Annotated in this window: 29 protein-coding genes and 3 pseudogenes; 20 read left to right on the forward strand and 12 right to left on the reverse strand. The window is 65.9% G+C overall.

Translation table 11 applies throughout. The annotated features are described in order from the left end of the window. Positions 1-12: 12 nt before the first annotated feature. The 3 genes and pseudogenes from GNX96_RS33865 (at position 13) to GNX96_RS57220 (ending at position 2,687) form a co-directional block, all read left to right on the forward strand. Positions 13-1,116: an aromatic ring-hydroxylating oxygenase subunit alpha gene (locus tag GNX96_RS33865; protein ID WP_163572005.1), complete on the forward strand. Its 1,104-nt coding sequence runs from the start codon at positions 13-15 to the stop codon at positions 1,114-1,116. Positions 1,117-1,485: 369 nt separating this feature from the next. Continuing rightward, positions 1,486-2,384 (forward strand): annotated as a pseudogene (locus GNX96_RS57215) (DUF222 domain-containing protein); the annotation flags it as partial. A gap of 48 nt (positions 2,385-2,432) precedes the next feature. After that, positions 2,433-2,687 carry an HNH endonuclease signature motif containing protein gene (locus GNX96_RS57220; RefSeq protein WP_279582198.1) on the forward strand — a complete coding sequence of 85 codons (255 nt, stop codon included), beginning with the start codon at positions 2,433-2,435 and terminating at the stop codon, positions 2,685-2,687. A 256-nt stretch (positions 2,688-2,943) separates the two neighbouring features. Here the strand turns inward: GNX96_RS57220 and GNX96_RS33880 are convergent, their stop codons facing one another. Together GNX96_RS33880 and GNX96_RS33885 are read right to left on the reverse strand one after the other, a co-directional pair. Then, positions 2,944-3,081, reverse strand: coding sequence for a hypothetical protein (locus GNX96_RS33880; RefSeq protein WP_163572007.1), 138 nt, complete (start codon positions 3,079-3,081; stop codon positions 2,944-2,946). Next, the gene (locus tag GNX96_RS33885) at positions 3,078-3,554 is read right to left on the reverse strand and encodes a DJ-1/PfpI family protein (RefSeq protein ID WP_163572008.1); all 477 of its coding nucleotides are present in this window, start codon (positions 3,552-3,554) and stop codon (positions 3,078-3,080) included. The genes GNX96_RS33880 and GNX96_RS33885 overlap by 4 nt, the downstream gene beginning before the upstream one ends. 94 nt (positions 3,555-3,648) lie before the next feature. Between GNX96_RS33885 and GNX96_RS33890 the strand changes: the two genes are divergently transcribed. Then, the gene (locus GNX96_RS33890; RefSeq protein ID WP_163572051.1) at positions 3,649-4,608 is read left to right on the forward strand and encodes a GlxA family transcriptional regulator; all 960 of its coding nucleotides are present in this window, start codon (positions 3,649-3,651) and stop codon (positions 4,606-4,608) included. 46 nt (positions 4,609-4,654) lie between these two features. On the opposite strand, the gene GNX96_RS57225 is transcribed toward GNX96_RS33890, so the two are convergent. Both GNX96_RS57225 and GNX96_RS57230 read right to left on the reverse strand, forming a co-directional pair. Then, positions 4,655-4,846: a peptidoglycan recognition protein family protein gene (locus GNX96_RS57225; protein ID WP_279582178.1), complete on the reverse strand. Its 192-nt coding sequence runs from the start codon at positions 4,844-4,846 to the stop codon at positions 4,655-4,657. Beyond that, positions 4,843-5,256: a peptidoglycan recognition protein family protein gene (locus GNX96_RS57230; RefSeq protein WP_279582179.1), complete on the reverse strand. Its 414-nt coding sequence runs from the start codon at positions 5,254-5,256 to the stop codon at positions 4,843-4,845. Before GNX96_RS57230 ends, GNX96_RS57225 begins: the two co-directional genes overlap by 4 nt. A gap of 308 nt (positions 5,257-5,564) precedes the next feature. On the opposite strand from GNX96_RS57230, the gene GNX96_RS33900 reads away from it, so the two are divergent. The 6 genes and pseudogenes from GNX96_RS33900 (at position 5,565) to GNX96_RS33925 (ending at position 9,205) form a co-directional block, all read left to right on the forward strand. Then, positions 5,565-6,503: a GDSL-type esterase/lipase family protein gene (locus GNX96_RS33900; RefSeq protein ID WP_279582180.1), complete on the forward strand. Its 939-nt coding sequence runs from the start codon at positions 5,565-5,567 to the stop codon at positions 6,501-6,503. Beyond that, positions 6,407-6,982, forward strand: a complete 576-nt coding sequence (locus tag GNX96_RS33905; protein ID WP_279582181.1) for an FG-GAP repeat domain-containing protein — start codon at positions 6,407-6,409, stop codon at positions 6,980-6,982. Before GNX96_RS33900 ends, GNX96_RS33905 begins: the two co-directional genes overlap by 97 nt. A 32-nt stretch (positions 6,983-7,014) precedes the next feature. Continuing rightward, positions 7,015-7,410, forward strand: coding sequence for a lactonase family protein (locus tag GNX96_RS33910; protein ID WP_163572011.1), 396 nt, complete (start codon positions 7,015-7,017; stop codon positions 7,408-7,410). A gap of 43 nt (positions 7,411-7,453) precedes the next feature. Next, positions 7,454-8,047: pseudogene (locus tag GNX96_RS33915) on the forward strand (lactonase family protein); the annotation flags it as partial. A gap of 85 nt (positions 8,048-8,132) precedes the next feature. After that, the gene (locus GNX96_RS33920) at positions 8,133-8,975 is read left to right on the forward strand and encodes a lactonase family protein (RefSeq protein ID WP_163572052.1); all 843 of its coding nucleotides are present in this window, start codon (positions 8,133-8,135) and stop codon (positions 8,973-8,975) included. Next, positions 8,918-9,205 carry a lactonase family protein gene (locus GNX96_RS33925; RefSeq protein WP_279582199.1) on the forward strand — a complete coding sequence of 96 codons (288 nt, stop codon included), beginning with the start codon at positions 8,918-8,920 and terminating at the stop codon, positions 9,203-9,205. The genes GNX96_RS33920 and GNX96_RS33925 overlap by 58 nt, the downstream gene beginning before the upstream one ends. Here the strand turns inward: GNX96_RS33925 and GNX96_RS33930 are convergent. From GNX96_RS33930 to GNX96_RS33945, 6 genes are all read right to left on the reverse strand, one after another. Then, the gene (locus GNX96_RS33930; RefSeq protein WP_313885841.1) at positions 9,154-9,798 is read right to left on the reverse strand and encodes a flavin reductase family protein; all 645 of its coding nucleotides are present in this window, start codon (positions 9,796-9,798) and stop codon (positions 9,154-9,156) included. The genes GNX96_RS33925 and GNX96_RS33930 overlap by 52 nt on opposite strands. Before the next feature lie 67 nt (positions 9,799-9,865). After that, complete coding sequence (locus GNX96_RS61620) at positions 9,866-10,156, reverse strand: trehalose-phosphatase (protein ID WP_313885842.1); 291 nt, start codon at positions 10,154-10,156, stop codon at positions 9,866-9,868. Further along, positions 10,111-10,377 (reverse strand): trehalose-phosphatase, encoded by a 267-nt coding sequence (locus tag GNX96_RS61625; RefSeq protein WP_313885843.1) that lies wholly within the window; start codon positions 10,375-10,377, stop codon positions 10,111-10,113. Before GNX96_RS61625 ends, GNX96_RS61620 begins: the two co-directional genes overlap by 46 nt. Before the next feature lie 16 nt (positions 10,378-10,393). Next, entirely contained in the window at positions 10,394-10,528 is a 135-nt protein-coding gene (locus tag GNX96_RS61630; protein WP_313885844.1) for a hypothetical protein, read from the reverse strand. Continuing rightward, entirely contained in the window at positions 10,525-11,955 is a 1,431-nt protein-coding gene (locus GNX96_RS33940) for an alpha,alpha-trehalose-phosphate synthase (UDP-forming) (RefSeq protein WP_163572013.1), read from the reverse strand. Before GNX96_RS33940 ends, GNX96_RS61630 begins: the two co-directional genes overlap by 4 nt. Positions 11,956-12,089: 134 nt before the next feature. Next, positions 12,090-12,545: a GNAT family N-acetyltransferase gene (locus GNX96_RS33945; protein ID WP_279582182.1), complete on the reverse strand. Its 456-nt coding sequence runs from the start codon at positions 12,543-12,545 to the stop codon at positions 12,090-12,092. Positions 12,546-12,705: 160 nt separating this feature from the next. Here GNX96_RS33945 and ettA point away from each other — a divergent pair. Then, positions 12,706-14,387: pseudogene (ettA, locus tag GNX96_RS33950) on the forward strand (energy-dependent translational throttle protein EttA). 4 nt (positions 14,388-14,391) lie between these two features. Here ettA and GNX96_RS33955 read toward each other — a convergent pair. Continuing rightward, positions 14,392-15,840 (reverse strand): tetratricopeptide repeat protein, encoded by a 1,449-nt coding sequence (locus GNX96_RS33955; RefSeq protein WP_163572015.1) that lies wholly within the window; start codon positions 15,838-15,840, stop codon positions 14,392-14,394. Then, positions 15,782-17,479: an AfsR/SARP family transcriptional regulator gene (locus GNX96_RS33960; RefSeq protein WP_163572016.1), complete on the reverse strand. Its 1,698-nt coding sequence runs from the start codon at positions 17,477-17,479 to the stop codon at positions 15,782-15,784. Before GNX96_RS33960 ends, GNX96_RS33955 begins: the two co-directional genes overlap by 59 nt. 471 nt (positions 17,480-17,950) lie before the next feature. On the opposite strand from GNX96_RS33960, the gene GNX96_RS57235 reads away from it, so the two are divergent. From GNX96_RS57235 to GNX96_RS34000, 9 genes are all read left to right on the forward strand, one after another. Next, positions 17,951-18,433 carry a ParB/RepB/Spo0J family partition protein gene (locus GNX96_RS57235; protein WP_279582183.1) on the forward strand — a complete coding sequence of 161 codons (483 nt, stop codon included), beginning with the start codon at positions 17,951-17,953 and terminating at the stop codon, positions 18,431-18,433. Next, positions 18,430-18,972, forward strand: a complete 543-nt coding sequence (locus GNX96_RS57240) for a hypothetical protein (protein WP_279582184.1) — start codon at positions 18,430-18,432, stop codon at positions 18,970-18,972. The genes GNX96_RS57235 and GNX96_RS57240 overlap by 4 nt, the downstream gene beginning before the upstream one ends. 138 nt (positions 18,973-19,110) lie before the next feature. Next, positions 19,111-19,497, forward strand: coding sequence for a SchA/CurD-like domain-containing protein (locus tag GNX96_RS33970; protein WP_163572017.1), 387 nt, complete (start codon positions 19,111-19,113; stop codon positions 19,495-19,497). Positions 19,498-19,528: 31 nt separating this feature from the next. Next, complete coding sequence (locus GNX96_RS33975; RefSeq protein WP_163572018.1) at positions 19,529-19,930, forward strand: amidohydrolase family protein; 402 nt, start codon at positions 19,529-19,531, stop codon at positions 19,928-19,930. Positions 19,931-19,943: 13 nt separating this feature from the next. Then, positions 19,944-20,675 carry an amidohydrolase family protein gene (locus tag GNX96_RS33980; RefSeq protein ID WP_279582185.1) on the forward strand — a complete coding sequence of 244 codons (732 nt, stop codon included), beginning with the start codon at positions 19,944-19,946 and terminating at the stop codon, positions 20,673-20,675. Beyond that, entirely contained in the window at positions 20,566-21,396 is an 831-nt protein-coding gene (gene dapF / locus GNX96_RS33985; protein WP_163572020.1) for a diaminopimelate epimerase, read from the forward strand. Before GNX96_RS33980 ends, dapF begins: the two co-directional genes overlap by 110 nt. Further along, entirely contained in the window at positions 21,393-22,118 is a 726-nt protein-coding gene (locus GNX96_RS33990; RefSeq protein WP_163572021.1) for a SchA/CurD-like domain-containing protein, read from the forward strand. Before dapF ends, GNX96_RS33990 begins: the two co-directional genes overlap by 4 nt. Next, positions 22,108-22,473, forward strand: a complete 366-nt coding sequence (locus GNX96_RS33995) for an antibiotic biosynthesis monooxygenase family protein (RefSeq protein WP_279582186.1) — start codon at positions 22,108-22,110, stop codon at positions 22,471-22,473. The genes GNX96_RS33990 and GNX96_RS33995 overlap by 11 nt, the downstream gene beginning before the upstream one ends. A gap of 43 nt (positions 22,474-22,516) precedes the next feature. Continuing rightward, complete coding sequence (locus GNX96_RS34000; protein WP_163572022.1) at positions 22,517-22,834, forward strand: antibiotic biosynthesis monooxygenase family protein; 318 nt, start codon at positions 22,517-22,519, stop codon at positions 22,832-22,834. The last annotated feature ends 47 nt before the right edge of the window (positions 22,835-22,881 follow it).

Genomic DNA, 22,881 nt, shown 5'->3' on the forward strand with positions numbered 1-22,881 from the left:
GGCCAGCCGAAGATGACCGCCCGCTCCCTGGTGTCGACGCTCCCTGGCCGCTACTACACGGATCCGGCGATTTTCGCCGCTGAACAGCGGAAAATCCTGGAGGAGATGTGGTTCTGCGCGGTCCGGGCCGCCGACCTGCCGCGGCCGGGTGATTTCCAGACCGCACAGATCGGCCGGGAAAGTGTGCTGGTGACTCGCGGCCGCGACGGTGTTCTGCGCGGATTTCTCAATATCTGCCGGCATCGCGGCGCCCAGCTGTGCACCCAGGAGACCGGTTCGGTGAGGCGATCTTTTCAATGCCCGTACCACGCCTGGACGTACGGCCTGGACGGGAAGCTGGTGGCCGCTCCCAACCTGACCAATATGCCGGACATTGACCGTCTGGAGTTCGGCCTGCGACCGGTGCGAGCGTACGAATGGCTGGGTTATGTGTGGCTCTGTCTGGCCGCGGATCCACCGTCTTTTACCGAAACCGTGATCGACTCGGTGACCGCTCGACTCGGTGCGGCCGCAGTGGTCGACAGTTATCACCTGGACGACCTCGCACTTGGCCGGCGGATTCGCTATGACGTGAAGGCAAATTGGAAGCTGGTCGTGGAGAATTTCATGGAGTGCTATCACTGCGCGACGATCCACCCGGAACTCACCGAGGTGCTGCCCGAATTCGCCGAGGGCTACGCGGCGCAGTACTACGTCGGCCACGGAGCCGAATTCGGCCCGGAGATCGCCGGCTTCACGGTGGACGGGAGCGCTGGTTTCGGTGTTCTGGAAGGTGTTTCGACCGATCAGCACCGCCGCTACTATGCCGCGACCGTACGACCGCAGGTGTTCCTGAACCTGGTTCCCGACCATGTGATTCTGCACCGAATGTTCCCACTCGCGGTGGACCGTACGATGGTGGAATGCGACTGGCTGTTCGCCCCCGAAGTGATCGCCGCCGGCCGTGACGTCTCACGCTCGGTGGAGCTCTTCCACCGCGTCAACGAGCAGGACTTCGCCGCTTGTGAGCGTTGCCAACCCGCGATGGCCTCTCGCGCCTACGCCGACGGCGGCGTGCTCGTACCAACCGAACACCACATCGCCGAGTTCCACGACTGGGTAAAGGCTCTGCTCTGACTGCGGTCACATCCGTACCGCAGATCGAGTGGTGATCGCACGCAGGGTGACTACGGTCATTTGTGGATGTTGAGTCATGTGCGTCCAGTGCACGTGCACGGCCAGCTCTCGGTGCAGTGCCATGCCCGGCAGACAGGGATGACGCTCGCGGCGGCCGGTGGCAACAGGGGCTGGTGGTCCCGCGCGTGGATCTTCGCTACCTCGATCATCGAAAATTGCTTAGGGCTTGAACGCGCGCGCTCCGCATTTTGCTGATGTGATTGAGAAAATGACCACGTTCCGATCGTACGAACTCGATCTTTTTGACGGTGATAGCGGTAGAATGGTGTCATGGCCGCCGGCGATGAAGGCACAGATCCAGAGCTCTGGATGTGTAAACCCCGACAGTTGGCCGATTTGCTGCGTGAAGCCGAGCAGGACATTCGACGACGGCAGGCGCGGGCATTGGATATTGTCGCGGCGATTCATCGGAACCGGGTCGGCAAGGCGCTCGGGCATGACAACACCATGAGGATGCTGCAAGATAATCTCCTGCTGTCCCCGACCGAAGCTGGTCGCCGCCTTAAACGCGCATTGAACCTGTGCAGCAGCCAAGCCCTCACCGGTGAAACCCTCGCACCCAAACTCGGTCTTGTCAGTGACGCTATGCGCAGAGGTGAACTCGCGGATTCCCAAATCGACACGATCCTGGCGATCGTGAACAAACTCCCCGCCAGAGTGAACATCGAAGAACGCGAAGGCGCCGAAGCTTCCCTGGTGGAACACGCGAAGAGCCCCCCGCCCGCCGCCTCGTCGAACTTGGCCAACGCATCCACGACCACCTCGACCCCGACGGCCCAGCACCATCCGAACGGGAGAACGAGAAACCGCGCCGCGAACCGTCCCTACACACCGGTCGTGATGGGCGACTGAACTTCCGGGGCTCCTTCGACGGCGAAACGGGCACCCTGCTCACTGAAATCCTCAGCCCACTGGCCAAACCCCGCCCCACCCAAGACGGCCACCCAGATGAACGGTCAGTCTCCCAACGCAACGGCGACGCGCTCGCCGACGCACTCAACCTTGTCGCGGACACCGGGAAACTCCCCATCCAAGGCCAAGAACGGCCCCACCTCACCATTACCCTGGACTGGGAAATGCTCCGGGAACGTCTCGGTGTCGCGTACGCGCACACTGGCATCGCTATTTCTCCGGAATCCGGCCGCAGGCTCGCTTGTGACGCGGACATCACCCCGATGCTCCTGGGCCGCAACAGCGTACCGCTCAACGTCGCCCGCACCGAACGACTCATCCCCGCCCACCTACGAAAAGCACTCATAGCGCGAGACAAAGGCTGCGCCAGGTGCGGTCGACCACCCCGCTGGTGCCGCGGTCACCACGTGGTCCACTGGGCCGATGGTGGCGATACTTGCCTGGAGAATTGCGTGCTCCTGTGCGATGCCTGCCATCGCCTGATCCACCACAGCGACTGGGAAGTACGCATCATCGACGGAATCGTCGAATTCATCCCACCCGCATACCGGGACCCCGAACGAAGACCCATCCGTGGAATCAACCAACTCGCCGCATAAACAAACCACCCCCCGCCGGGCACCACCACACCCGGCGGCCCACAACCCTGCCCGCCCACCGACGTTGTACTTCGAGTTTCGCGTTGTGGGCCAGGGATATGGTCGCCGATGTGATCGCCCGGGAGTTCGATGTCCGGTTGGCGGTGACGACGGTGGGGAGCTTTCTGCGGAATTAGGCCAGCAACCCCGCTGGCCAGGGCTCATGGCCCTTAACGGACCATAAACCCGGACCATGCGCCAATCCGCTGAAGTCGAGTCAGGAGGCGCGCCAGACTGTGCCGCGGCGTTCGTATTCCATGGTGGCTTCGACTTGGATCGCGTACGTGGAGCCGAGTTCTCGATCTATCAGGTGCAAAGCCAACTCGAAGCCGGAGGTGATGCCGCCGGCCGTCACGATGTCGCCGTCGTCGACGACGCGGGCGTTGGTGAGGACGGCGCCGTAGCTGACGAGTTTTTTCGCGGGCTGAGTGGTGGGGTGGTGGCGGGGCGGCCTTCCAGCAGGCCGGCGGCGGCTATGAGAACGGAGCCGGAGCAGACTGAGGCGAGGATGAAGTCGTCACTGGCATTGTCCTTGATTTCGCGGAGTTGTTTGGGGAGAACGCCCTTTTCCAACTCGGCCCGCAGACCAGGTCCGGGGCGACCGGCGCCGCCGCCGGGGATGACCAGGATGTCGGCGTCTTGTGGAGTCCATTCGCGCGGAGGTGGCTGAAGGTGACTCCGTTTGCCGCCGGTGACCTCGGCTTGGCCGGTGGAAGTGACCAGAGAGAGGTCGAATTCAGTGGCGCGGCTTGCGTGCCGGAAGACTTCGTACGGGCCCAATGAGTCCAGTTCGTCGAAACCGTCGTAAATCAGCACTTCCACTCGCATGGAGCTTCCCTTCGTTGGTCTGACTTCATGGTCGTACGACTGAGATGCGATCAACAGTGGCAAGAACGACTACGTTCGATAGAATCTGGCCATGGTGCACAAGGTGGCGGTGCTGGCCCTGGACAGCGTGGTCGGCTTCGATCTTTCGATTCCCTGTCAGGTCTTCAACGCGACCCGGCTGGCGACCGGCGAGCGGCCGTACGAGGTGCGGGTTTGCGGTCCGGCGCGGGGTGTCGTGGCCAGGGCCTCGGGCGTGGATATCTTCCGGATCGAGCCGCCTTTTCCGTTGGCCGCGGCGGCTGACTGCGACACGATCCTGGTGCCCGGAGTGTCCGTTGACGAAGAGTTTTCGGCGGAAGCGCTGGACATTTTGCGGACAGTGCGGCGGCGGGGAACGCGCATAGCCGCCATTTGTACGGGTGCGTTCGTGCTCGCCGCTGCCGGGTTACTCGATGGCCGGCGGGTGACCACGCATTGGGCGTTCGCGGCGGCGCTGGGGCGGCGGCATCCGTTGGTGGAGGTGGATTCCGCGGTTCTTTACGTGGATGAGGGCGATGTGCTGACCTCGGCGGGAGTGGCCGCCGGACTCGATTTGTGCCTGCATATCGTGAGGACCGACCATGGTGCCGCCGTCGCGGCGAATACGGCCCGCAGTGTGGTCATGCCGCCACAGCGCGATGGGGGTCAGGCGCAGTTCATCGTGCATCAGGATCCGGCCGCCGACACTGGCACGTTGGTGCCGACGATGTGCTGGATGCGGGAAAATCTCGACAGAATACTGACTCTCGACGACATCGCGCGACACGCGGGCACGAGTGTTCGTACGCTCAACCGCCGATTCAAGGACCAGATTGGCGCCACGCCGTTGCAGTGGCTGATTGGCCAGCGACTGAGTCGCGCGCGGGAGCTGTTGGAGACGACCAGCTTGTCGATCGAACAGGTCGCCCAGCACGCCGGTTTTGGCTCCGCGGTGGGCCTTCGGCAACATTTCGTGCGTACGCTCGGAACCGCTCCAGTCGCCTATCGCCGGGCATTCCAGGAAACGGCCCTGTGATAGCGAGCCCCGTGACCGCAGATCACCGGGCCGGCTACCGGAAAAGTCAGCCGATGGCAGTGCGAACAGCGGTCCGCAGCGCCGGCAGTTTGGCATAGAGCTTGTCGCCGGGACAGAGCGTGTTGTAGTAGTCGCGGTGGCCCTTGATTTCGTCCGGCGAGATGCCGTACTGGGTGCAGACGTACGCGCACATCGCGATCAGGGCGTTCCACTGCGCCGCGGGCGGCTCCACGGTCATGTAGGTGCCCTCGTTCTCAATACCGATCGCGTTGTGTTCTGGCCGGGGCAGTGCGCGCCGCGGATCATCGTGTTGCCACTGCGCAATGCGGCCAGGCTGCCGTGCCGGCCTTCCAGGTCGTAGCCGCCGCGGCTGATGGTGAAATGCTGGCCGGTGTCGGACCAGCCGTTGTTGTCGATGTGGTCGGCCTGCTCGTCCCGGGCCACCTGGAAGGCGTGCGCCTGCGAATAGTCGGTGCTGTTCGCGTCGGCGATGTGGTGCACCAGGATCCGGTTGGCCGGATGGTTGAGCGTCACCAGCGGATCAGCCGGCGGACGCGCACCCCATTCGGCGCAGCTGTAGATACGCGGCGCGGCGGCGGCCTGGGCGCTGCTGGGAAGCGCCAGCCCGGTGATGCCCAAACCGGCCACGGCGCCCGCGCCGAGCAGAAAGCCACGTCGGTTCAACGACCTCGAATCAGCATCCATGGGACGAAGTATGGGAGCGAGACATACAAGAGACATACATCCGCGATTTGTACGACGTGTGACCTGAATGGGGCGTTGACGTAAATGCCCGCCAATCGTTACGGTCCAGCGCTGGACTCGGCCGGAGAGGAACGCCATGGGTGCAGGGATTCGCGCGCTGGTTTTTGGGGCGGCAATGGGATTGGCGGTCGCAATGGCGCCAGCCGCGGCCACCGCGGCCGTAGCGGGCGCCGCCACCGGTCCTGCGGGTGATGCCGTTGGGAGACTCAATCACGTACGGCGTGGGCAGCAGTACGGGTGCGGGCTATCGGCTCCCGCTGCGGAATCTGGCCGCCGCGCAGTCGCGTTATCGGATCGATTTCGTCGGTTCGCAGACCTCGGGAGCGGCCGCGATTCCGGATCCGGACAACGAGGGCCACAGCGGATTCCTGATCGACGACATCCGCAACGGTGTGGACGGTTGGCTCGCGGCGGCGCGCCCGGATGTGGTGCTGCTGCACATTGGCATCAACGACCTGGACCGCTCGCCGGATCCCACCCACGCGCCGGATCGCCTGCACACGCTGGACCAGATTTTTGCTGACAAACCAGGCGTGACGGTGATCCTGCAGGGACTTATTCCTATCACCCAAGGCCTTCAGTCCGATCCGGTGACGTACAACAACGCGGCCCGTGCGCTCGCGACCAGCGAACAGCAGGCCGGCCACCACCTCCGGTATGTCGACCCGGCCGCGTTTACCAGCGCGGACATGGCCGATCGGCTGCATCCGAACGACAGCGGCCACGCCAAGCTCGGCCAGGTTTTCTTTGCCGCTCTTGACCAGGCTTTCACCGACGGCTGGGCGACTTCGGTACGGTCAAAGGGCGCGGCGAACGAGGTGGCCGAAAGTGGCCGCGTCCGGTGGGCGGATTTCGACGGTGACGGTCGCGCTGACTATGTCGTGATCAATGCGAACGGCTCGGTTTCGGTGTGGCTCAACCACACCGGCAGTTGGCAGGCGCTCGGTCAGGTTGCGACCGGGCTGACGACAAACGCCGGGCTAGTACGCTTCGCTGATTTCGACGACGGCGCGACGGCCGTGCGGACTACTTGTTGTTCAATCCCAACGGATCCGTACGCGTCTTCCTCAACCGTGGCGGGGACGGCCATGGTGGGTGGTTGGATCTGGGTCAGGTGGCCACGGGCCTGACCAGCGACGCCACTTCGGTACGGTTCGCCGATTTCGACGGCGACGGCCGCGCGGACTACATATTGTTCAACTCCAACGGATCCATCCGCACCTTCCTCAACCGCGGCGGCGATGGGCACGGCGGCTGGGTGGATCTCGGTCAGGTGGCGGCCGGCCTGACGAGCGACTCCAGTCGGGTCCGGCTGGCGGACCTCGATGGGGACGGCTGGGCGGATTACGTTCTTATGAACCAAAACGGCTCGTTCAGCGTTTGGCTGAACCGGGGCGGTGACGGCCACGGCGGCTGGGTCGCGGTGGGGCAGGTCGCCACTGGCGTGACAACCGACGCGAGCCAGGTCCAGTTCGCCGATATCGACGCTGACGCGCACGCGGATTGCCTGCGTACGAACGCGAACGGCTCGGTCAACGGCTGGCTGTGGAATGGCGGCGACGGGCACGGCGGCTGGATCGACGAGGGCCAGATCACTCCTGGCTTCTGATCATCCCGGGCGATGGACGTTACGGTGATCGCATGACGAGCCAACCGGACCTGCTTTACGTCGGGTCGTACGCCGGCGCCATCACCACTGTCGAGATAGGACCCGACGGTGACCTGACCGCCATCGGCAGTACGACGGACACCGCCTGTCCCTCGTTCCTCGCGGCGCATCCCAGCGGTGATTTCCTTTACGCCGTCGATGAAGGCGACGAGGGCAGCGTGGTCGCGTACGCGATTCGGCCGGACAACGACCTGGAGCGCCTCAACGCGCGTCCGGCCGATGGCAGCACCACCGCCCACCTCACCGTCGACCCGAGCGGGAAATTCGTGCTGTCGGCCAACTACGGGTCAGGCAGCGTCGTCGTGCACCCGATCAACCCGGACGGCAGCCTGGGGGAGCGGACCCGGCTTCGCCCAACATCACGGTAGCGGCCCGGAAAAGGAGCGCCAGGAGGGGCCGCACGCGCACGTCGTACGGTTCGCGCCGGACGGCCGGTACGCGCTGGTGGCGGATCTGGGTACGGACGAGATCATCACGTACGCGTTGCCAGGTGGCGCGCTGGAGCGGGTCAGCGCGACGAAACTGCCGCCGGGCACGGGTCCCCGACACCTGGTTTTCGGGCCGGACAAAAGCGTTTATGCGGTGGGTGAGCTGGATTCGACCATTCACGGCTTCGCGTACGACCCGGAAACGGGTGCGCTGACCGAGCGAGACACCTGCCCGGCCAGCGTCGCCGGGAACGGTGTTCGCAATTACCCATCCGAAATCGCCCTCTCGGCCGATGGTCGGTTCTGCTATGTCGCCAATCGCGGTGACGACGTGGTCACCGTCTTCGGGATCGCCGGTGGCAGCGTGAGCGCGAAGGCGGAGGTGTCGGCCGGCGGGCAATGGCCGCGGCATCTGGCGGTCGCCGGCGACCGGCTGTGGGTGGCCAACCAGAATTCGGGGACCTCGCCGCATTCGTTATTGACAGGTTCGCAATTCCGCGGCCATCCGGGAAGTCCTTGCAGGTGGAGGCGCCCGCGTGCATTCTGCCCATGGTGCGGAAATAGAGTGCGCAAATGACCGGTAGTGGTCAGTGTGTCGCCCTGAGCTGTTGTTTTCCGTTTAGCTGAATGGCAGCATTCCGCAGACTTGGGAGCGTCAAGCCATGCCCGACCGCAGGGGATTCCTGAAACTCACCGGTGCCGCCGTCGCGGCCGCGACCGTCGCACTACCCACTGCCGCGTACGCACAACGGGCGAGCGGGTGCCTGCTTTACATCGGCTCGTACGCGCACGCCATCACCACGCTCGCGAGCAGCGACCTGTCCACGGTCAGCTCGGCGGCCGGCCTCGCCTCGCCGTCGTATCTGACCGTGCATCCCAACGGCCGTTTCCTTTACGCGGTCGACGAACAGACCGCCGGCACGGTCACCGGCTTCACCATCGGGGCCGGTGGCGTTCTCACCCAGCTCAACACCGTCTCGTGTGGCGGCAACGGTCCGGCGCAGCTGACGGTGGATCCGACCGGAAAGTATGTGCTGACAGCGAATTACGGCGACGGTACGGTTGGCGTCAACGCACTGAACGCGGATGGCAGTGTCGGCGCGTCCACCGATCTCGTACGCCATCAGGGCGCCACTCCACACGCGCACATGGCGCGGTTCGCGCCCAGCGGCCGGTTCGTGCTGGTGAGCGATCTCGGCACCGATCAGGTGTTCGCGTACCAGCTGCGGGGCGGCAAACTCAAGCAGACCGCGGTCACCGCGCTGCCGACCGGAACCGGGCCGCGGCATTTCCGGTTCGCGCCGGGAAACACGGTCTACCTGGTCGGTGAGTCCGACTCGTCATTGCGGACTTTCTCCTACAACCCTGTCAGTGGCGCGCTAACCCAACGCCATGTCCAACCCGGGCCACAAAGGACACTTACAGCGTTCGCAACTATCCCTCGGAAATCGCGCTTTCACCGGACAATGTCTTTTGCTATGTCGGCAATCGCGGCGGTGACGTGATCACCACCTTCGACATCAGCACCGGTACGCCCAGAGTGCTGTCGGATGTCTCGGTGCACGGCCAGTGGCCACGGCATTTCGCGGTGACCGCGGACCGGATCTGGGTGGCGAACCAGAATTCCAGCAACCTGACCGCTTTCGACCGCGATCCGCTGACCGGCCTGCCGACCTACACGAGTCAGCTGGCGCTCGGGTCGCCGTCTTTCGTGCTGCCGGCCCATTCCCGGTAGGGGATCCGGCGGAGGCTGAAGATTTCCCCGAGGGTGCCCCACTCGTCCCGGCCGAGTCGCGCGGCCGGGTCGAGGTGGTGGGCGTCGGGCTTGCCGTCCGCCAACAAACTGGCGGTGGCGACGGAAAGATGCAGCACCTGACCGAAAACCACGGTGCTGTCCCCGAAGGATTTCTCGCCGACGAAGCGGCATTCCAGCGCCGCCGGTGATTCCGCCACTCGGCGCGGTCTTACCGCCGTGCTGTCCGTCAAAGCCAGCTCCGCGACCGCCGCCTCGCTGTGCTCGGGCGGAAAGTTCGTCGAGGTGAGGTTGATTTTCTCGGCCAGCGAGCGGGAAGCGAAGTTCACCACGAACTCACCAGTGGCTCGTACGTTCCGGATGGTGTCCTTCTCACCGACCGAAGTGAAGGACACCACCGGCGGTTCGGCGCTGGCGACCGTGAAAAACGAATGCGGCGCGAGGTTTTCCACGCCGTCGGCCGAAAGCGAGGACACCCACGCGATCGGCCGCGGAATCACCGTCGCGGTCAGCCAAGGGTAGGTGCCCCCTGGCGGCAGCGTGCTGACGTCGATCTCGGTCCGGTCGTCGGTCACGACTATCCCTTCCGCAGCGCCGCCAACTCGGCGAACAGCGTAGCGACCGCCTCCGGATCCGCCACTCTTACCGTCGCGGCGGTCTCGCCGGGCCCCCGACCTTGACGCCCACATCACCCTCTGACAGCGCCAAAAACGCCTTCTCGTCGGTCACGTCGTCGCCGACGTAGAGCACCGCGGTCGCGCCCAGATCCGCGCGCAGTTGGGTGATCGCCGCGCCTTTGCTGACGTCGACCACCGCCAGCTCGATCACGCACTTTCCCTCTGTGGTGAAAATCCCCGGCTCCGCCGCCGGTCCCTCGCGGACCTCGGTCAGGACCGCTTGCGCGACCTCGGGGGCGGCATTGCGTACGTGCACGCCGCCGCGCCGGTCGGCTTCGGCTCGATCGCTACCCCCGGACGGCCACCGACGAGGTGCTCCAGCCGGGCGGCGAGCTTGATCACGGCCGGTTGCAACGCGTCCAGATCGAGGCTGTGGTCCGAGGTCTCGGCGCCGTGCGAGCCGACCAGGTGCCATTGCGGCGGTGGGTCGAGCAGCCGGCGAAGGACCTCCAGCGAGCGGCCGGTGATGATGGCCACCTCGGTCTCGGGCAGGTCACCCAGCGCGCCGCAGCGCGGCCACTGACTCCGGCAGTGCGCGCGCGGACGCGGGATTGGACACGATAGGCGCCAGCACGCCGTCGAAATCGGTCGCGACCAGCAGTCTGGTCGTCTGTGCGAGGTCTTTCATGCGTTGGTCTTTCGCAGTGAGTCAAGGAAAGACGCGGCCCAGTGGTTCACGTCGTGGCTGGTCACGTGCCGGCGCATCGCGCGCATCCGGCGGGCTCCCTCGGCCGGGTCCTGGTTGAGCGCGGCCACAATCGTCTCCTTCAGGTGCGTGATGTCGTGCGGATTCACCTGGTACGCCTGGCGAAGCTCGGCCGCCGCGCCGGTGAACTCGCTCAGCACCAGCGCGCCGCCGTGATCGGTACGCGCCGCCACATATTCCTTCGCGACCAGGTTCATGCCGTCCCGCAGCGGCGTCACCAGCATCACGTCGGCGACCCGGTAAAGCGCGCAAAGCTCGTCGCGTCCGTATGACTGGTGCAAATACTGCACAGCGGGGTGCCCGAGCGTGCCGAAGTCGCCGTTGATCCGGCCGACCTGCAGCTCGATCCGGTTGCGCAGCGCCTTGTAGTGCTCGACGCGCTCCCGGCTCGGGGTGGCGACCTGGATCAGTACGGTGTCCGGGACGGTGATCGAGCTGTCTTCCAGGAGCTCCCGATAAGCCTGCAGACGCGTACTAATGCCCTTGGTGTAGTCCAGCCGGTCCACGCCGAGCAGCACGTGTTTGGGCTCGCCCAGCTCCGAATACAGCTCCTTGGCGCGCTGCACGACCTCCGGCGAGGCCGACAGGTCGGACATGCCCTTGGTGTCGATGGAGATCGGGAAGGCCTCGGCCCGTACGACCCGGGGCTCGCCGTCGGCGTCCGTAACCTCGACCGTACGGCCATGTGGTTGCAGCCCGCAGAGCTGGCGCGCGAGCCGCAGGAAGTTGGCCGCGCCGCCGGGCAGCTGGAAGCCGATCAGGTCGGCGCCGAGCAGCCCTTCCACATCCCGGGTCCGCCACGGCAGCTGCATGAACAGCTCGGTGGGCGGGAACGGGATGTGCAGGAAGAAGCCGATCCGCAGGTCAGGGCGCTGAGCCCGGAGCATCGCCGGCACCAGCTGCAGCTGGTAGTCCTGGATCCAGACGACCGCGTTCTGGCCGGCCACCGCGGCCGCCGCCTCGGCGAACCGGCGGTTGACCGTCACATACGTGTCCCACCAGGACCGGTGGAACTCCGGCGGTGCCACCGCGTCGTGGTAGAGCGGCCACAGCGTCGCGTTGGAGAAACCTTCGTAATAGCGCGCGACTTCCTTGCTGGACAGCGGAACCGCATGCAGGAGCATGCCGTCGCTTTCGAACGGCTCGGGTGCGTGGTCGACATCGCCGGACCAGCCGATCCACGCGCCGTCCCGGCTCTGCATGATCGGTTCCAGGGCGGTCACCAGCCCACCCGGGCTGCGTCGCCACTCCACCTCGCCGTCCGGCCGGACGACCCGGTCGACCGGCAACCGGTTGGCGACGACGACGAAATCCCGATCCGCGGTGCCTGCTGCGATGCTGCTGCCCAACCGAAGCCCTCCTTGGCGGGTCCTTGTGGGACCGGACCCCAGGTGTGGATTTCCCGGTTCGTCTTGCTTCAAACTTTACCTAACGGCCGTACGGCTAACCGGGTTTCGTCGACTAGATCACTGTCCGGTGCAGGCTAGAGAATCCGCTCATAGCAGACACTTTGCGGATTATCGACATACGATCCAAAAGCATCTATACGGTCGTATCCGCCACGCTCGTAGAGCGTGATCGCTTCCGGCTGCTCGGTGCCGGTCTCCAGCCGGGCGACGGTCGCGCCGCGGCTCCGGGCGGTCTGCTCCAGCGCCGCCAGCACCGCCCGGCCGGCACCGCGGCCGCGGTGTTTTGGTACGACGTACATGCGTTTGATCTCGACAGCCTCCTCGTCGAGGTCGCGCAACGCGCCACATCCCACCGGCTCCCCCGTGAACGCGTCGGAAAAACCCAGGAACACGCTGATGGTCGCCGCGGTCGGCTTGGCGCCCGGCTCGGTGTCCTGCCCGTACCGGGCCAGCAGCTCCGCCTCCTGGTCGGCACGCAACTCCACGCCGACCGGGTCGTCCCAGGCCACCGGCTTCACGCTCCATCGCACGTCCATACGTTACCCGGCCCGCGGCGCCACCGGCTCCTACTCGCGCCGAGGCCGCACCAACCGGCAGCCGACCTTGCCCGCCTGGGACAATGGGAGTGAGACGAAAGCAGACGCGCCGCCGCCAGGGTTCTCCGGCGGCGGCAGGGGAGGAACCACTTCAGTGGCTCAGTACATCTACACCATGCGTAATCTACGCAAAGCGCACGGCGACAAGGTCATCCTCGACAACGTGACGCTGTCGTTCCTGCCGGGCGCGAAGATCGGCGTCGTCGGCCCGAACGGCGCCGGCAAGTCCAGTGTGCTGAAGATCATGGCCGGCCTGGACCAGCCGTCCAACGGTGACGCGCTGCTCGCGCCTGGCGCGACCGTGGGAATGCTGCAGCAGGAGCCGCCGCTGACCGAGGACAAGACGGTCCGCGAGAACATTGACGAGGCCGTTTCCGAGCTGCGCGGCTGGTTGACCCGCTTCGAAGAGGTCTCCAACGCGATGGGCGACCCGGACGCCGACTTCGACACGCTGATGACCGAGCAGGGCGACCTGATGGAGAAAATCGAGGCGCACGAGGGCTGGGAGCTGGACAGTCGGCTCGACCAGGCGATGGACGCGTTGCGCTGCCCGCCCGGCGACGCGGACGTACGAGTGCTTTCCGGTGGTGAGCGCCGACGGGTCGCGCTGTGCAAACTTCTGTTGCAGCAGCCCGATCTGCTGCTCCTGGACGAGCCAACCAACCACTTGGACGCGGAGTCCGTGCAGTGGCTGGAGCAGCACCTGGCGAAATACCCCGGCGCCATTCTCGCCGTCACCCACGACAGGTATTTCCTGGACAACGTGGCCGGCTGGATCATGGAGCTGGACCGCGGCAGCGCGATCGGCTACGAGGGCAACTACACCACGTATCTGGAGAAGAAGGCCGAGCGGATGGCCGTCCAGGGACGAAAAGACGTGAAGCAGGCGAAGCGGCTCGCGGACGAGCTGGAGTGGGTACGGTCCAATCCCAAGGCCCGGCAGACCAAGAGCAAAGCGCGACTGGCCCGGTACGAGGAAATGGCCGCCGAGGCCGACAAGACCCGCAAGCTCGACTTCGAGGAAATCCAGATCCCGCCGGGCCCGCGGTTGGGCAACGTGGTGGTCGAGGTGGATCACCTGGACAAGGGCTTCGACGGTCGCGTACTCATCAAGGACCTGTCGTTTTCCCTGCCGCGTAACGGCATTGTCGGGGTGATCGGCCCGAACGGCGTCGGTAAGACGACGCTTTTCAAGACGATTGTCGGGCTGGAGAAGCCGGACTCGGGCACCGTACGCATCGGTGACACCGTTCAGCTGTCCTATGTGGACCAGAACCGGGGGGCATCGACCCGAAAAAGAACGTCTGGGAAGTGGTCTCCGAGGGCTTGGACTTCATTCAGGTCGGCAAGGTCGAAATGCCGTCTCGCGCGTACGTTGGCGCCTTCGGCTTCAAGGGCCCGGACCAGCAGAAACTGTCCGGCGTGCTGTCCGGCGGCGAGCGCAACCGGCTCAACCTGGCGCTGACCCTGAAGCAGGGCGGAAACCTGATCCTGCTCGACGAGCCGACCAACGACCTGGACGTGGAAACGCTGTCCAGCTTGGAAAACGCGCTGCTGGAATTCCCCGGCTGTGCCGTCATCACGTCCCACGACCGGTGGTTCCTGGACCGCGTCGCGACCCACATCCTGGCCTGGGAAGGTGACGAGGCGGACCCGGCGCAGTGGTTCTGGTTCGAGGGCAACTTCGACTCGTACGAGAAGAACAAGATCGAACGCCTCGGCCAGGAAGCGGCCCGCCCGCACTCGGTCACCTACCGCCGGTTGACCAGGGACTAGCGTCCTAGATAAGGCTGAGGGATCTCTCCACGGGAGTCCGCTGGCGTACGCGTGCCATCACCGCATCGGCACTGCGTACGCCGGCCAGGCAGCCCAGGGATTGCTGCAGGTTCAGCGCCCGCTGGGACTGCTCGGCGGCGGCCGCGAAGTCGCCTTCGGCGAGCCGCAGCTCGGCGAGCACGGTCAGCGCGATCGCTTCCTGAAGCCGATATCCGTGGTCGCCGCAGGCACGCAGGCTCGCGCCGACATGGACGGCCGCGGTGCTGAGCTGACCGGCGGCGACCAGCGCGGCGGCGAGCCGAGTACGGGCTTGCAGGCCCGGCCGGCGGTGGCCGTGCGCGTCGGCGAGCGCCCAGGCCCGGCCGAGAACCTCGATGGCGAAGGTGTGCTCACCGCTGACCAGGTGAGCACGGCCGAGGGCGCCAAGGGCGTCGATGTGCGCGTGGCTGTCGCAGTTTTCGGCGACCGCGACGGCCTGCCGGCCAAGGCTGACCGCCTCGTCGAAATGTCCTCCACTGGCGGCCATCTCGGCGCGAGTGAGCAGCACACATGCCTCGGTCGGCCGGTCGCCGTGCAGCTGGCTCAGTCGGTACGAGACGGTGAGGTGTTCCAGCGCCTCGGGAGCGCGGCCGAGCAGGAAGAGACAGGCGCCCTGCAGGCACAGCTCGTGCGCGGTGGCGCCATCGCCACCGGCCGTCCGCCGGATGGCCGCGGCCTGTCGCAGGTGGTCCAGTGCCTCCGAAATTTTCCCTTGATCCAAAAGAAGCATGGCGTAGAAGGCCAACATTCCGGCCATCCCGTACACATCGTTGTAGCGGCGGCCGGCGGCGATCCCGCGTTGGGTGGCGGCGACCGCGTCGGCCAGAGTTCCGTTGTTGACAAAGATAGGCGCGGGACGCGGATAGGGCGTACGGGCGACGAGGTCCTGCCCGTCCTGCTGCCGCAGCCGCAGGCTGCGTTCGTAATGCTGGAGAGCAAGGTCATAGCGGCCGGCATTGGTCTCCAGGAGTGCCACGCAGACCTCCATTTCGGCCTGAGCCGGCACCACGCCGGCCTTTCGGGCGGCCCGCAGGCCATCGGTGACCACCGACCGCCACTCCTCGGAGTGGTTGTTGCCGCTCAGGTAACCGGCCGCGGCGCTGGCCAGCCGCCAGGCCATCGGCAGCGGACCGAGCTGACCGGCGACGCGGGCGGCGGCCACCAGGGTCGGACGCTCGGCGTCCAGCCAGCCGCGGGCGGCGGACGGACAGGCGAAGTGCGGGTTCTGGTGTCCGATCAGGACGGCCGCACGCGTACGCGCCAGCAGGTCCGCGTACCAGCGGTCCCGGGCCTGCTCCCGATCGGTGGCGGTGTCCTCCTTCTCCGCTTGCTCGCCGGCGTACCGGCGCAACAGGTCATGCAGCCGATAACGACCGGCCTCGTGGTGCTGGAGCAGGCTCGCGGTGGCGAGCACGTCCAACCGGTGGGCGGCCACGTCGGCGCTGGTGGTGGCCAGCAGAGGAGGCCGCGCCTTCCGCCGTCACGTGCGGCCCCGGCACCAGCCCGAGCCGGCGGAACAGCGTCGCGTCGACCGGGTCGAGCCGCTGGTACGACTGCTGGAAGGCGGCTCGTACGGCCGCGCGCTGGTCGTCGACCACCGCGAGCTGGCCGAGCAGGTCGCCGGCGCGCAGCTCGGCGACCAGCTGACCGGCCGTGTGGCCGGGCCGGCTGGCCAGGTTCGCGGCGGCGATCCGCAACGCCAGCGGGAGCATCGCGCAGATCTCGGTGAGATCGTCGATGTCCGTACCGCAGGCATCGGGTGCGTCCAGGGCGGCTCGTAACAGGGCGCGCGCTTCAGCTGCGGTGAGTATGTCCAACGGCACGGAGACCGCGCCGGCCGAGACCCGCAGCGCCCGCAGGTCCGTCCGGCTGGTGACCAGCACGGCGCTGCCAGGTGCACCGGGCAGCAGCGGCTCGATCTGCTCCACCGATCTCGCGTCGTCCAGGACGAGCAGCACCCGCCGGTCGGCGATCCGGGGTCCGCCACGCCGCGCGCGCGCGTCCAGTCCGGCCGGTATCGAAGCCGCGTGCAGACCGGAGGAGGAGAGCAACTCGGCGAGCACTTCGGCTGGATCGCGGGGCGCTCGACCGGCGCCGTCGAGGCGTACGTACCACTGGCCGTCCGGGAAGTGCCGGGTGACATCGTGGGCGACTTGCAGGGCGAACGCTGATTTCCCAACGCCTGGGCCGCCGTGTACGGCGACGATGGACACTGTCTTGGAGAGTCTGGTGAGCCGACAGGCGATGCTCGCGATCAGGTCGGTGCGGCCGCTGAACAGCGGGTCGCGCAGCGGGAGCTGGCGCTGCAGCCGCCACGGATGTTCGGCGCCGCCGGCCGGGGCAGCCAGCCAGTCGGCGTGGTTGAGGATGTCTTTTTCCAGCGTACGCAGGGCGGCGCTGGGTTCGATGCCGAGGGTTTCGGCCAGCCGCCGGCGGGCCGTTTGGTACGCCTCCAGGGCCTCGGCCTGCCGCCCGACCCGGTAGAGGGCCACCATCAGGTGCTCCCAGAATCGTTCGCGGGCCGGGAACTCCGTGGTGAGCTGGCTCAGCTCCGGAATCATCGCGGCGTGCTTACCGGTCTCCAGGTCGGCCTGAATCCGCCATTCCAGGGCCAGTTCGCGGCGCTCGGTGATGCCGACCAGCTCGTCCTGGCTCAGCAGGTCGACATCGACGTCGGCAAGCAGAGGTCCGCGCCAGAGCCGCAGTGCCGCCGCCAGCAGTTCGCCGCGGGCGGCCGGGTCGGCGTGGTGGTGGTGAGCCGCGCGCTGCAACAGTCCCTCGAACTGCCCGGTGTCAAGCTGTTCGACGCTGACATCGATCAGGTAGCCCGGTGTTTGCGTACGAATCAAGATGCTGTCCGTGTCGCCCAGCACCTGCCGTAGTCGGCTGATCGCGGTGTGCAGCGCACGGCGGGCGTGCACTAACGACATCTGGGGCCACAGCCGCTCGATCAACGAGTCGGCTGGCACGATCTGGCCAGGTCGTACCAGCAGCGCGGTCAGCAGAGCCCGCTGCCGTGGCTGGCGGATCTGGATGAGTCGGGTGCCGTCCATGACCTCCAACGGACCCAGTAACCGGAACTCCACTCACAAAGAGTCGCACAACCGCACAAACGCCGAGGTCCCGACTTGTTTAGCGGTCCTACTGTCAGCCGCTGTCAGGTGCTGACAGTGCGCGGTAAGCGCTGGGTAAGGCTGTCTCCGTAAAGTCCATCGACGATGGGTGGGGATCGTTGGATGTTCTGAGAACGTTCCCAGATAGGACAAGAAGAAACGATGAATGCTTTACCTGGTCTTTACTTGAATTCACTACCTCTTTATATAGCGGCAAAATAGGCGACTTAAGTCGGATGGCCGCTCGGTAAGTCTCTGGCTAGCGTTGTGGTCGTCTCGTAGGAAATTTTCGCAGCTTGTAATGACCCGACAACGCGTGTTCTTCGTGCCCTCCAGTTGTTGAGGGCTAGTTCCGGTGGTGCGGGGACGGCTGGCTCACACTCGCCGCCGTTCCGATAGCGAGGGGAAAGAATGACCGAGATAATCGATTTCCCGCTGGTTGGCGGGTTCGGCCTGGAGACCTGCCCTACGGAGTGGGTAGCGATGGGATCGCTGTCGATGACGAACTCATTGCGGGTGGACGGTGAGGATCAGGCGCATATTCAGGCGCTCGTCGAATCCGAGGCGCAGGCGCCGCCGATTGTCGTGCACCGTTCGACGATGACGGTGATCGACGGCATGCATCGGCTGCGGGCGGCGGTGCTGCGTGGAGCGGATCAGATCGAGGTTCGCTTCTTCGACGGTGACGAGCGGGAGGCCTTCGTTCTCGCGGTCGAGCTGAATTCCCGGCATGGCCTGCCGCTTTCGCAAGCCGACCGGAGTGCGGCCGCGGCCCGGATTATTCGTACGCATCCAGAGTGGTCGGACCGCTCGATCGCATCTTTTGCCGGTTTGTCAGCGAAGACAGTCGGTGCGCGATTCGCCGGCGTACGACTGAGGACATTCCCCGGTTGAACGTGCGAACCGGAAAGGACGGGTGTGCTCGGCCGTTGAGTACGGCGCATGGGCGCCGGGTCGCGAGTGACCTGATTCGTGCCCGGCCCGGTGCGAGCCTGCGGCAAATCGCCAGGGAGTCGGGAATTTCGTTGGGCACGGCCAGAGATGTGCGGATGCGGGTGGAGGCGGGGAAGGATCCGGTGCCGCCGCAGCAGCGCACCTCCGAGCATCGGCAGGGGGGTGCGGTCCGGCCGGCGGCGCCGATGGTGAGCCCGGTGCCGCGGCCGCGGGAGGTCGTGCTGCCGGTCGATCTCTCGGCCTTTTTGCAGGATCTGAAGAAAGATCCGTCGCTGCGGTTCTCCGAGTCCGGCCGGATGTTGCTCCGGCTGTTCGACGCGCATTCGCTGTCCGTCGATGGCTGGCGCAGGCTGGCCGACGCGGTGCCCAGTCACTGCGGCGACATTGTCGCGTCGGTGGCCCGCCGGCTTTCCCAGTCCTGGTTGTCTTTCGCCGAGCAGGTGGAACAGCGGCAAGTCGAAATGGAGCGCGTCCTGTAGGGTCGAATTCAGCGACGAATATGTTCGCGTTTTCGGCCTCCTGACACGCAGTTAGCGGTAAAAGTGTCTGGCCAGGGTAGATTCTGGCCAGACCCTTTTCATGTTCTACTGCCGAAATTAATGCGAAGGGGAAGACCTTTGTCTGCAACGGACACCCAACTGGCGGTTATTTCCTGGCGGTTCCGGCCCGGCTGTGCGCGGGAGGTCCGGGAGTTGTTGCTGCAGTATCCGCGACCCGAGTCCGCGCAGATTCGGGACGAGGCCGGCACTGTGGTTGGCTCAATGGTGCGGACCGCGGTCTTCGTACGGGACAACCAGGTGGTCCGGATCATGGAGTTCACCGGCCCGCTGCACGCGCTGCTCAAGCAGAAGTCGACCGAAAACCGCGACTTCAGCGTCGACATCGCGTTACAGGAAATACCTGGATACCTGGAGCACCCGGTCGACCTGACCACTCCGGACGGATTCCGACAGTTTTTATGGGGAGTCCGCCATGGAGATGCTCTACGTCCGCAGCGCCGCTGACGCTGTCACCGCCTGACCAGGAGATTTTCCCGTGATCATTGACGTACACAGCCATATCATCTCGCCGGAGATCGTCCGCCGATCGCCGATGCCGGCCAGCCTCGGCGACATCGAGGGCGCGATCGAGGCGAAGCAGGACGCCGGCATCGACCTGACCATTGTCGGCAGCCCGAGCGGCGCCAGCACGATGGTGCCGGCTGACTGCGTGGACGGATACCAGCGGCCGTTCGACCAACTGCGGTCGTATCACGACTGGCTCGGCGGCACCGTCCAAAGCTATCCGCGCAACCTTCGCGCGTACGCGTACTGCGATGTCTACGCCGACGAGAAGTCGTTGGAGAGCACCGCGGAAATCCTCAGGGACCCGGCTTTTGTCGGCATCATTGCGAACTTCAGTGGGTGCCGACGGGTATCTCGACTCGTCTCGCTGTGACGACTTCTTCGCGATGCTCGCCGAGGTCGACGTGCCGGTGTTGCTGCACGCCGGGCCGACACCGGCCTGCGGCAACGGGGTCACCGACTACGGCATGCTGGAAATGGTCGCGCGGTCCTGCGACGCGACCCTCGGCCTCGCGGCGATCGTGCTTTCCGGGCGGTTGGAGCAATATCCGAACCTGAGGTTCATTTCGTCCGGCAGCGGTGGCGCCACCAGCGCGCTCGCCGACCGGATCGACTTCGCCTGGAAGCCGGCGCACTGGGACGACTGGATCGGCGCCCAGCGCCGCAGCAAGAAGACCAGCGACCTGCCCAGTGGTCCGCCAGCCCGGCTCGGCGTCGGCGGGCGTACGAACACCGCCCCGAGTGAAATGGTGCGCAAGCTTTTCGTCGACACCACCGCGGACGGCCCCGAGCTGCACCTGGCCAACCTGCGTGTTTTCGGTCCGGAGCACATTCTTTCGGCACCGACGCGCCGCCGATGCCCACCGTGTTCAGGGACAAGGTGGCTTCCATCCGGGCGCTTCCCATCACGGTCGCCGAGCAGGAGCGGATTTTCAGCGGCAACGCGTTGGAAATGTTCGACATCCAGGACATCACGGCGACCGAGCCGGTCACCGCTGCGAGCCGGTAATGGAAATCCGTTATGCCAAAGGGCACACCGGCGGCAACGACTTCCTCCTGCTGCTCGACCAGGACGCCCGGATCGAGCTGACCGCAGCTGCCGTACGCGCGATCTGTGACCGTTTCACCGGCCTCGGCGCCGACGGCATCCTGCGTCTGGTCCCAGTGGAGTCAACGGATTCCGCGGCAGCCTGGTTTATGGACTGCCGGAACGCCGACGGCTCCGCGTCGCCGATGTGCGGCACCGGTTTCGGACTTTCCGCATTATATCTGGTCGATCAACGGCGTACTGAACCGGGGGAGGTGTGGATTGCCACCCCTGGCGGCACAACTCGCGCCTTCGTCGACGGCGACGCGGTGTCGGTAGAGCTACGGTCGCCGCGTTTTCTGGACACCGCCAAGGCAAGCGTGGACGGCGTCGGCTACGACGGCGAGATTGTGGCCCTGGGCAACACCCATCTGGTCTGCGTCATCGACACCCCGGTGGCCGAGCTGGATCTGAGCCGCCGGCCGGAGTTCGACCAGGATCGCTTCGGTGCCGACCTGGACGTCACGTTCGTCAACGAGATCGGGCCGGACCGGATCGCCGTACGGGTGCACCAGGCGGGCATTGGCGCGGACCGGTCCTGTGCCACCGCGGTCTGCGCGGCGGCCGGGGTTGTCCGTCGCCTCGGTGGCGCTTTGCCCGCGAAGACAACGCAAGTTGACGCGGTCGGCGGCACCGTGCAGGTCGAGTTCACCGCCGAGCGGACCCGGTTCAGCAGCACCGCGGCACTGGTCGCGCAGGGTGTGGTGAACCAGCGGTGGCTGGACCGGCTGGCGACGGCGGCGGCCCGGTGAGCCTGCGATTCGCGGCGCTGAGCTATCGGGTCCGGGCCGGCGCCACCGACCAGGTACGGCGGATCTTCTCGCCGCAGGGCTTCCAACGGGCCGCTTCGCCCGCGGTGGTGGACGCCGCTGGCCGGGAGGTCGGCTACATGGCCGCCACCGCGCTTTTTCTCAAGGACACCACCATGGTGCGTATTTCCCAGTACGAAGGGGAATTCGACGACCTTGGCCGGCACATCGCCCGGCTGCCGGGAGCGCGGCGGGCAGAGGAGGCGCTGGCCGGTTGGTTGGACGAACCGGGCCGCCGCTGCGGCGGCACGCCGGACGAGTTTTTGGCCAACTTCCGGCGAAACACCATGACTCCAGTGGCCAACCGGACGTACCAGGACCGAGTGTCCGCGATCACCGCCGTCCACCGCCGGTTACGACCGGGCGGGGATGACCGTGTTTGTGCTTTGTTCGCAACGGAAACCGGTATCGGCGAGCCTGAGCGCCTGCACGCGGTGGCGGCTTTCGTACGGGACGGCGACCTTGTCGAGGTTATTCAGCACGAGGGTGAGCCGGCCGCGGCGATTGAGGAATTGCTGGCGCTTCCTGGACGCAGGGACCTGGAGCGTGAACTGAGTGACCTGCTGGCCGAGCCCGGTCGGGGCAAATCCCTGGCGACCAGAGTGATGCCGTCGATCTCGCAGTTTTCGGTGGCCGACCGGGTGGGGACGGCCGGTGGCGACTAACGCACTTCTTCTGACCTGGCTGGCCTCTCTGCGACACCTCGGTGGGGTCTGGCATATCGATGATCTGGAAAGGGAAATAACGATGGCGGAAGCATTCCGGGTGATGCTGCGGTTCGAGATCAAACCCGGCATGACAGCGGGCTTCGAGCAGACCTGGCTGGAGGTCGGGAAGGTCATCACCGACCACCCGGCGAACCTCGGGCAGTGGCTGATGCGCAGCGCCGACGAGGAAAACGTCTACCACGTGATGAGTGACTGGATCGACGAGCCGCGCGGTTCCGTGCTTTTGAGCGGTCCGACCAGCACATCGAGCACCGGCAAAAGCTCCACCCGTTCCGTTCCGGCGGATCCATGACGACCGTCAACGTGGTGTATGCGCTGCAGGGGTGTGCGGCGCGGTGAGCAACCGGGTTCGAGTGCTGGTCTGGCACCGCATCGCGCAGGACGGCCCCGACCGCATTCCGGAGATCTATCGCGGCATCAGCGAGGATTTGGCACGTACGCCCGGATTGCTGGCCAACGAGCTGCTCTATTCCAGGTCCCGCCCGGGAACCGTCGCGGTGATGAGCGAATGGCGTGACATGGACGCGTTTCTGGCTTGGGAGCAGGGGCCCGATCATCGGGGCACCACGGCGGGCCTGCGGCCGTACCGAGACCTCGACCGTGACCCGCAGTACGAGTTGTACGAGGTCGCCGAGTCGTTCGTCAGCGGCTGAGGAGGAGTCATGGTGGCAGCACTGACCAAAACTTCGACACCGTGGCA

The sequence above is a fragment of the Fodinicola feengrottensis genome, from assembly GCF_010993775.1.
GTDB classification, from domain to species: domain Bacteria; phylum Actinomycetota; class Actinomycetes; order Mycobacteriales; family HKI-0501; genus Fodinicola; species Fodinicola feengrottensis.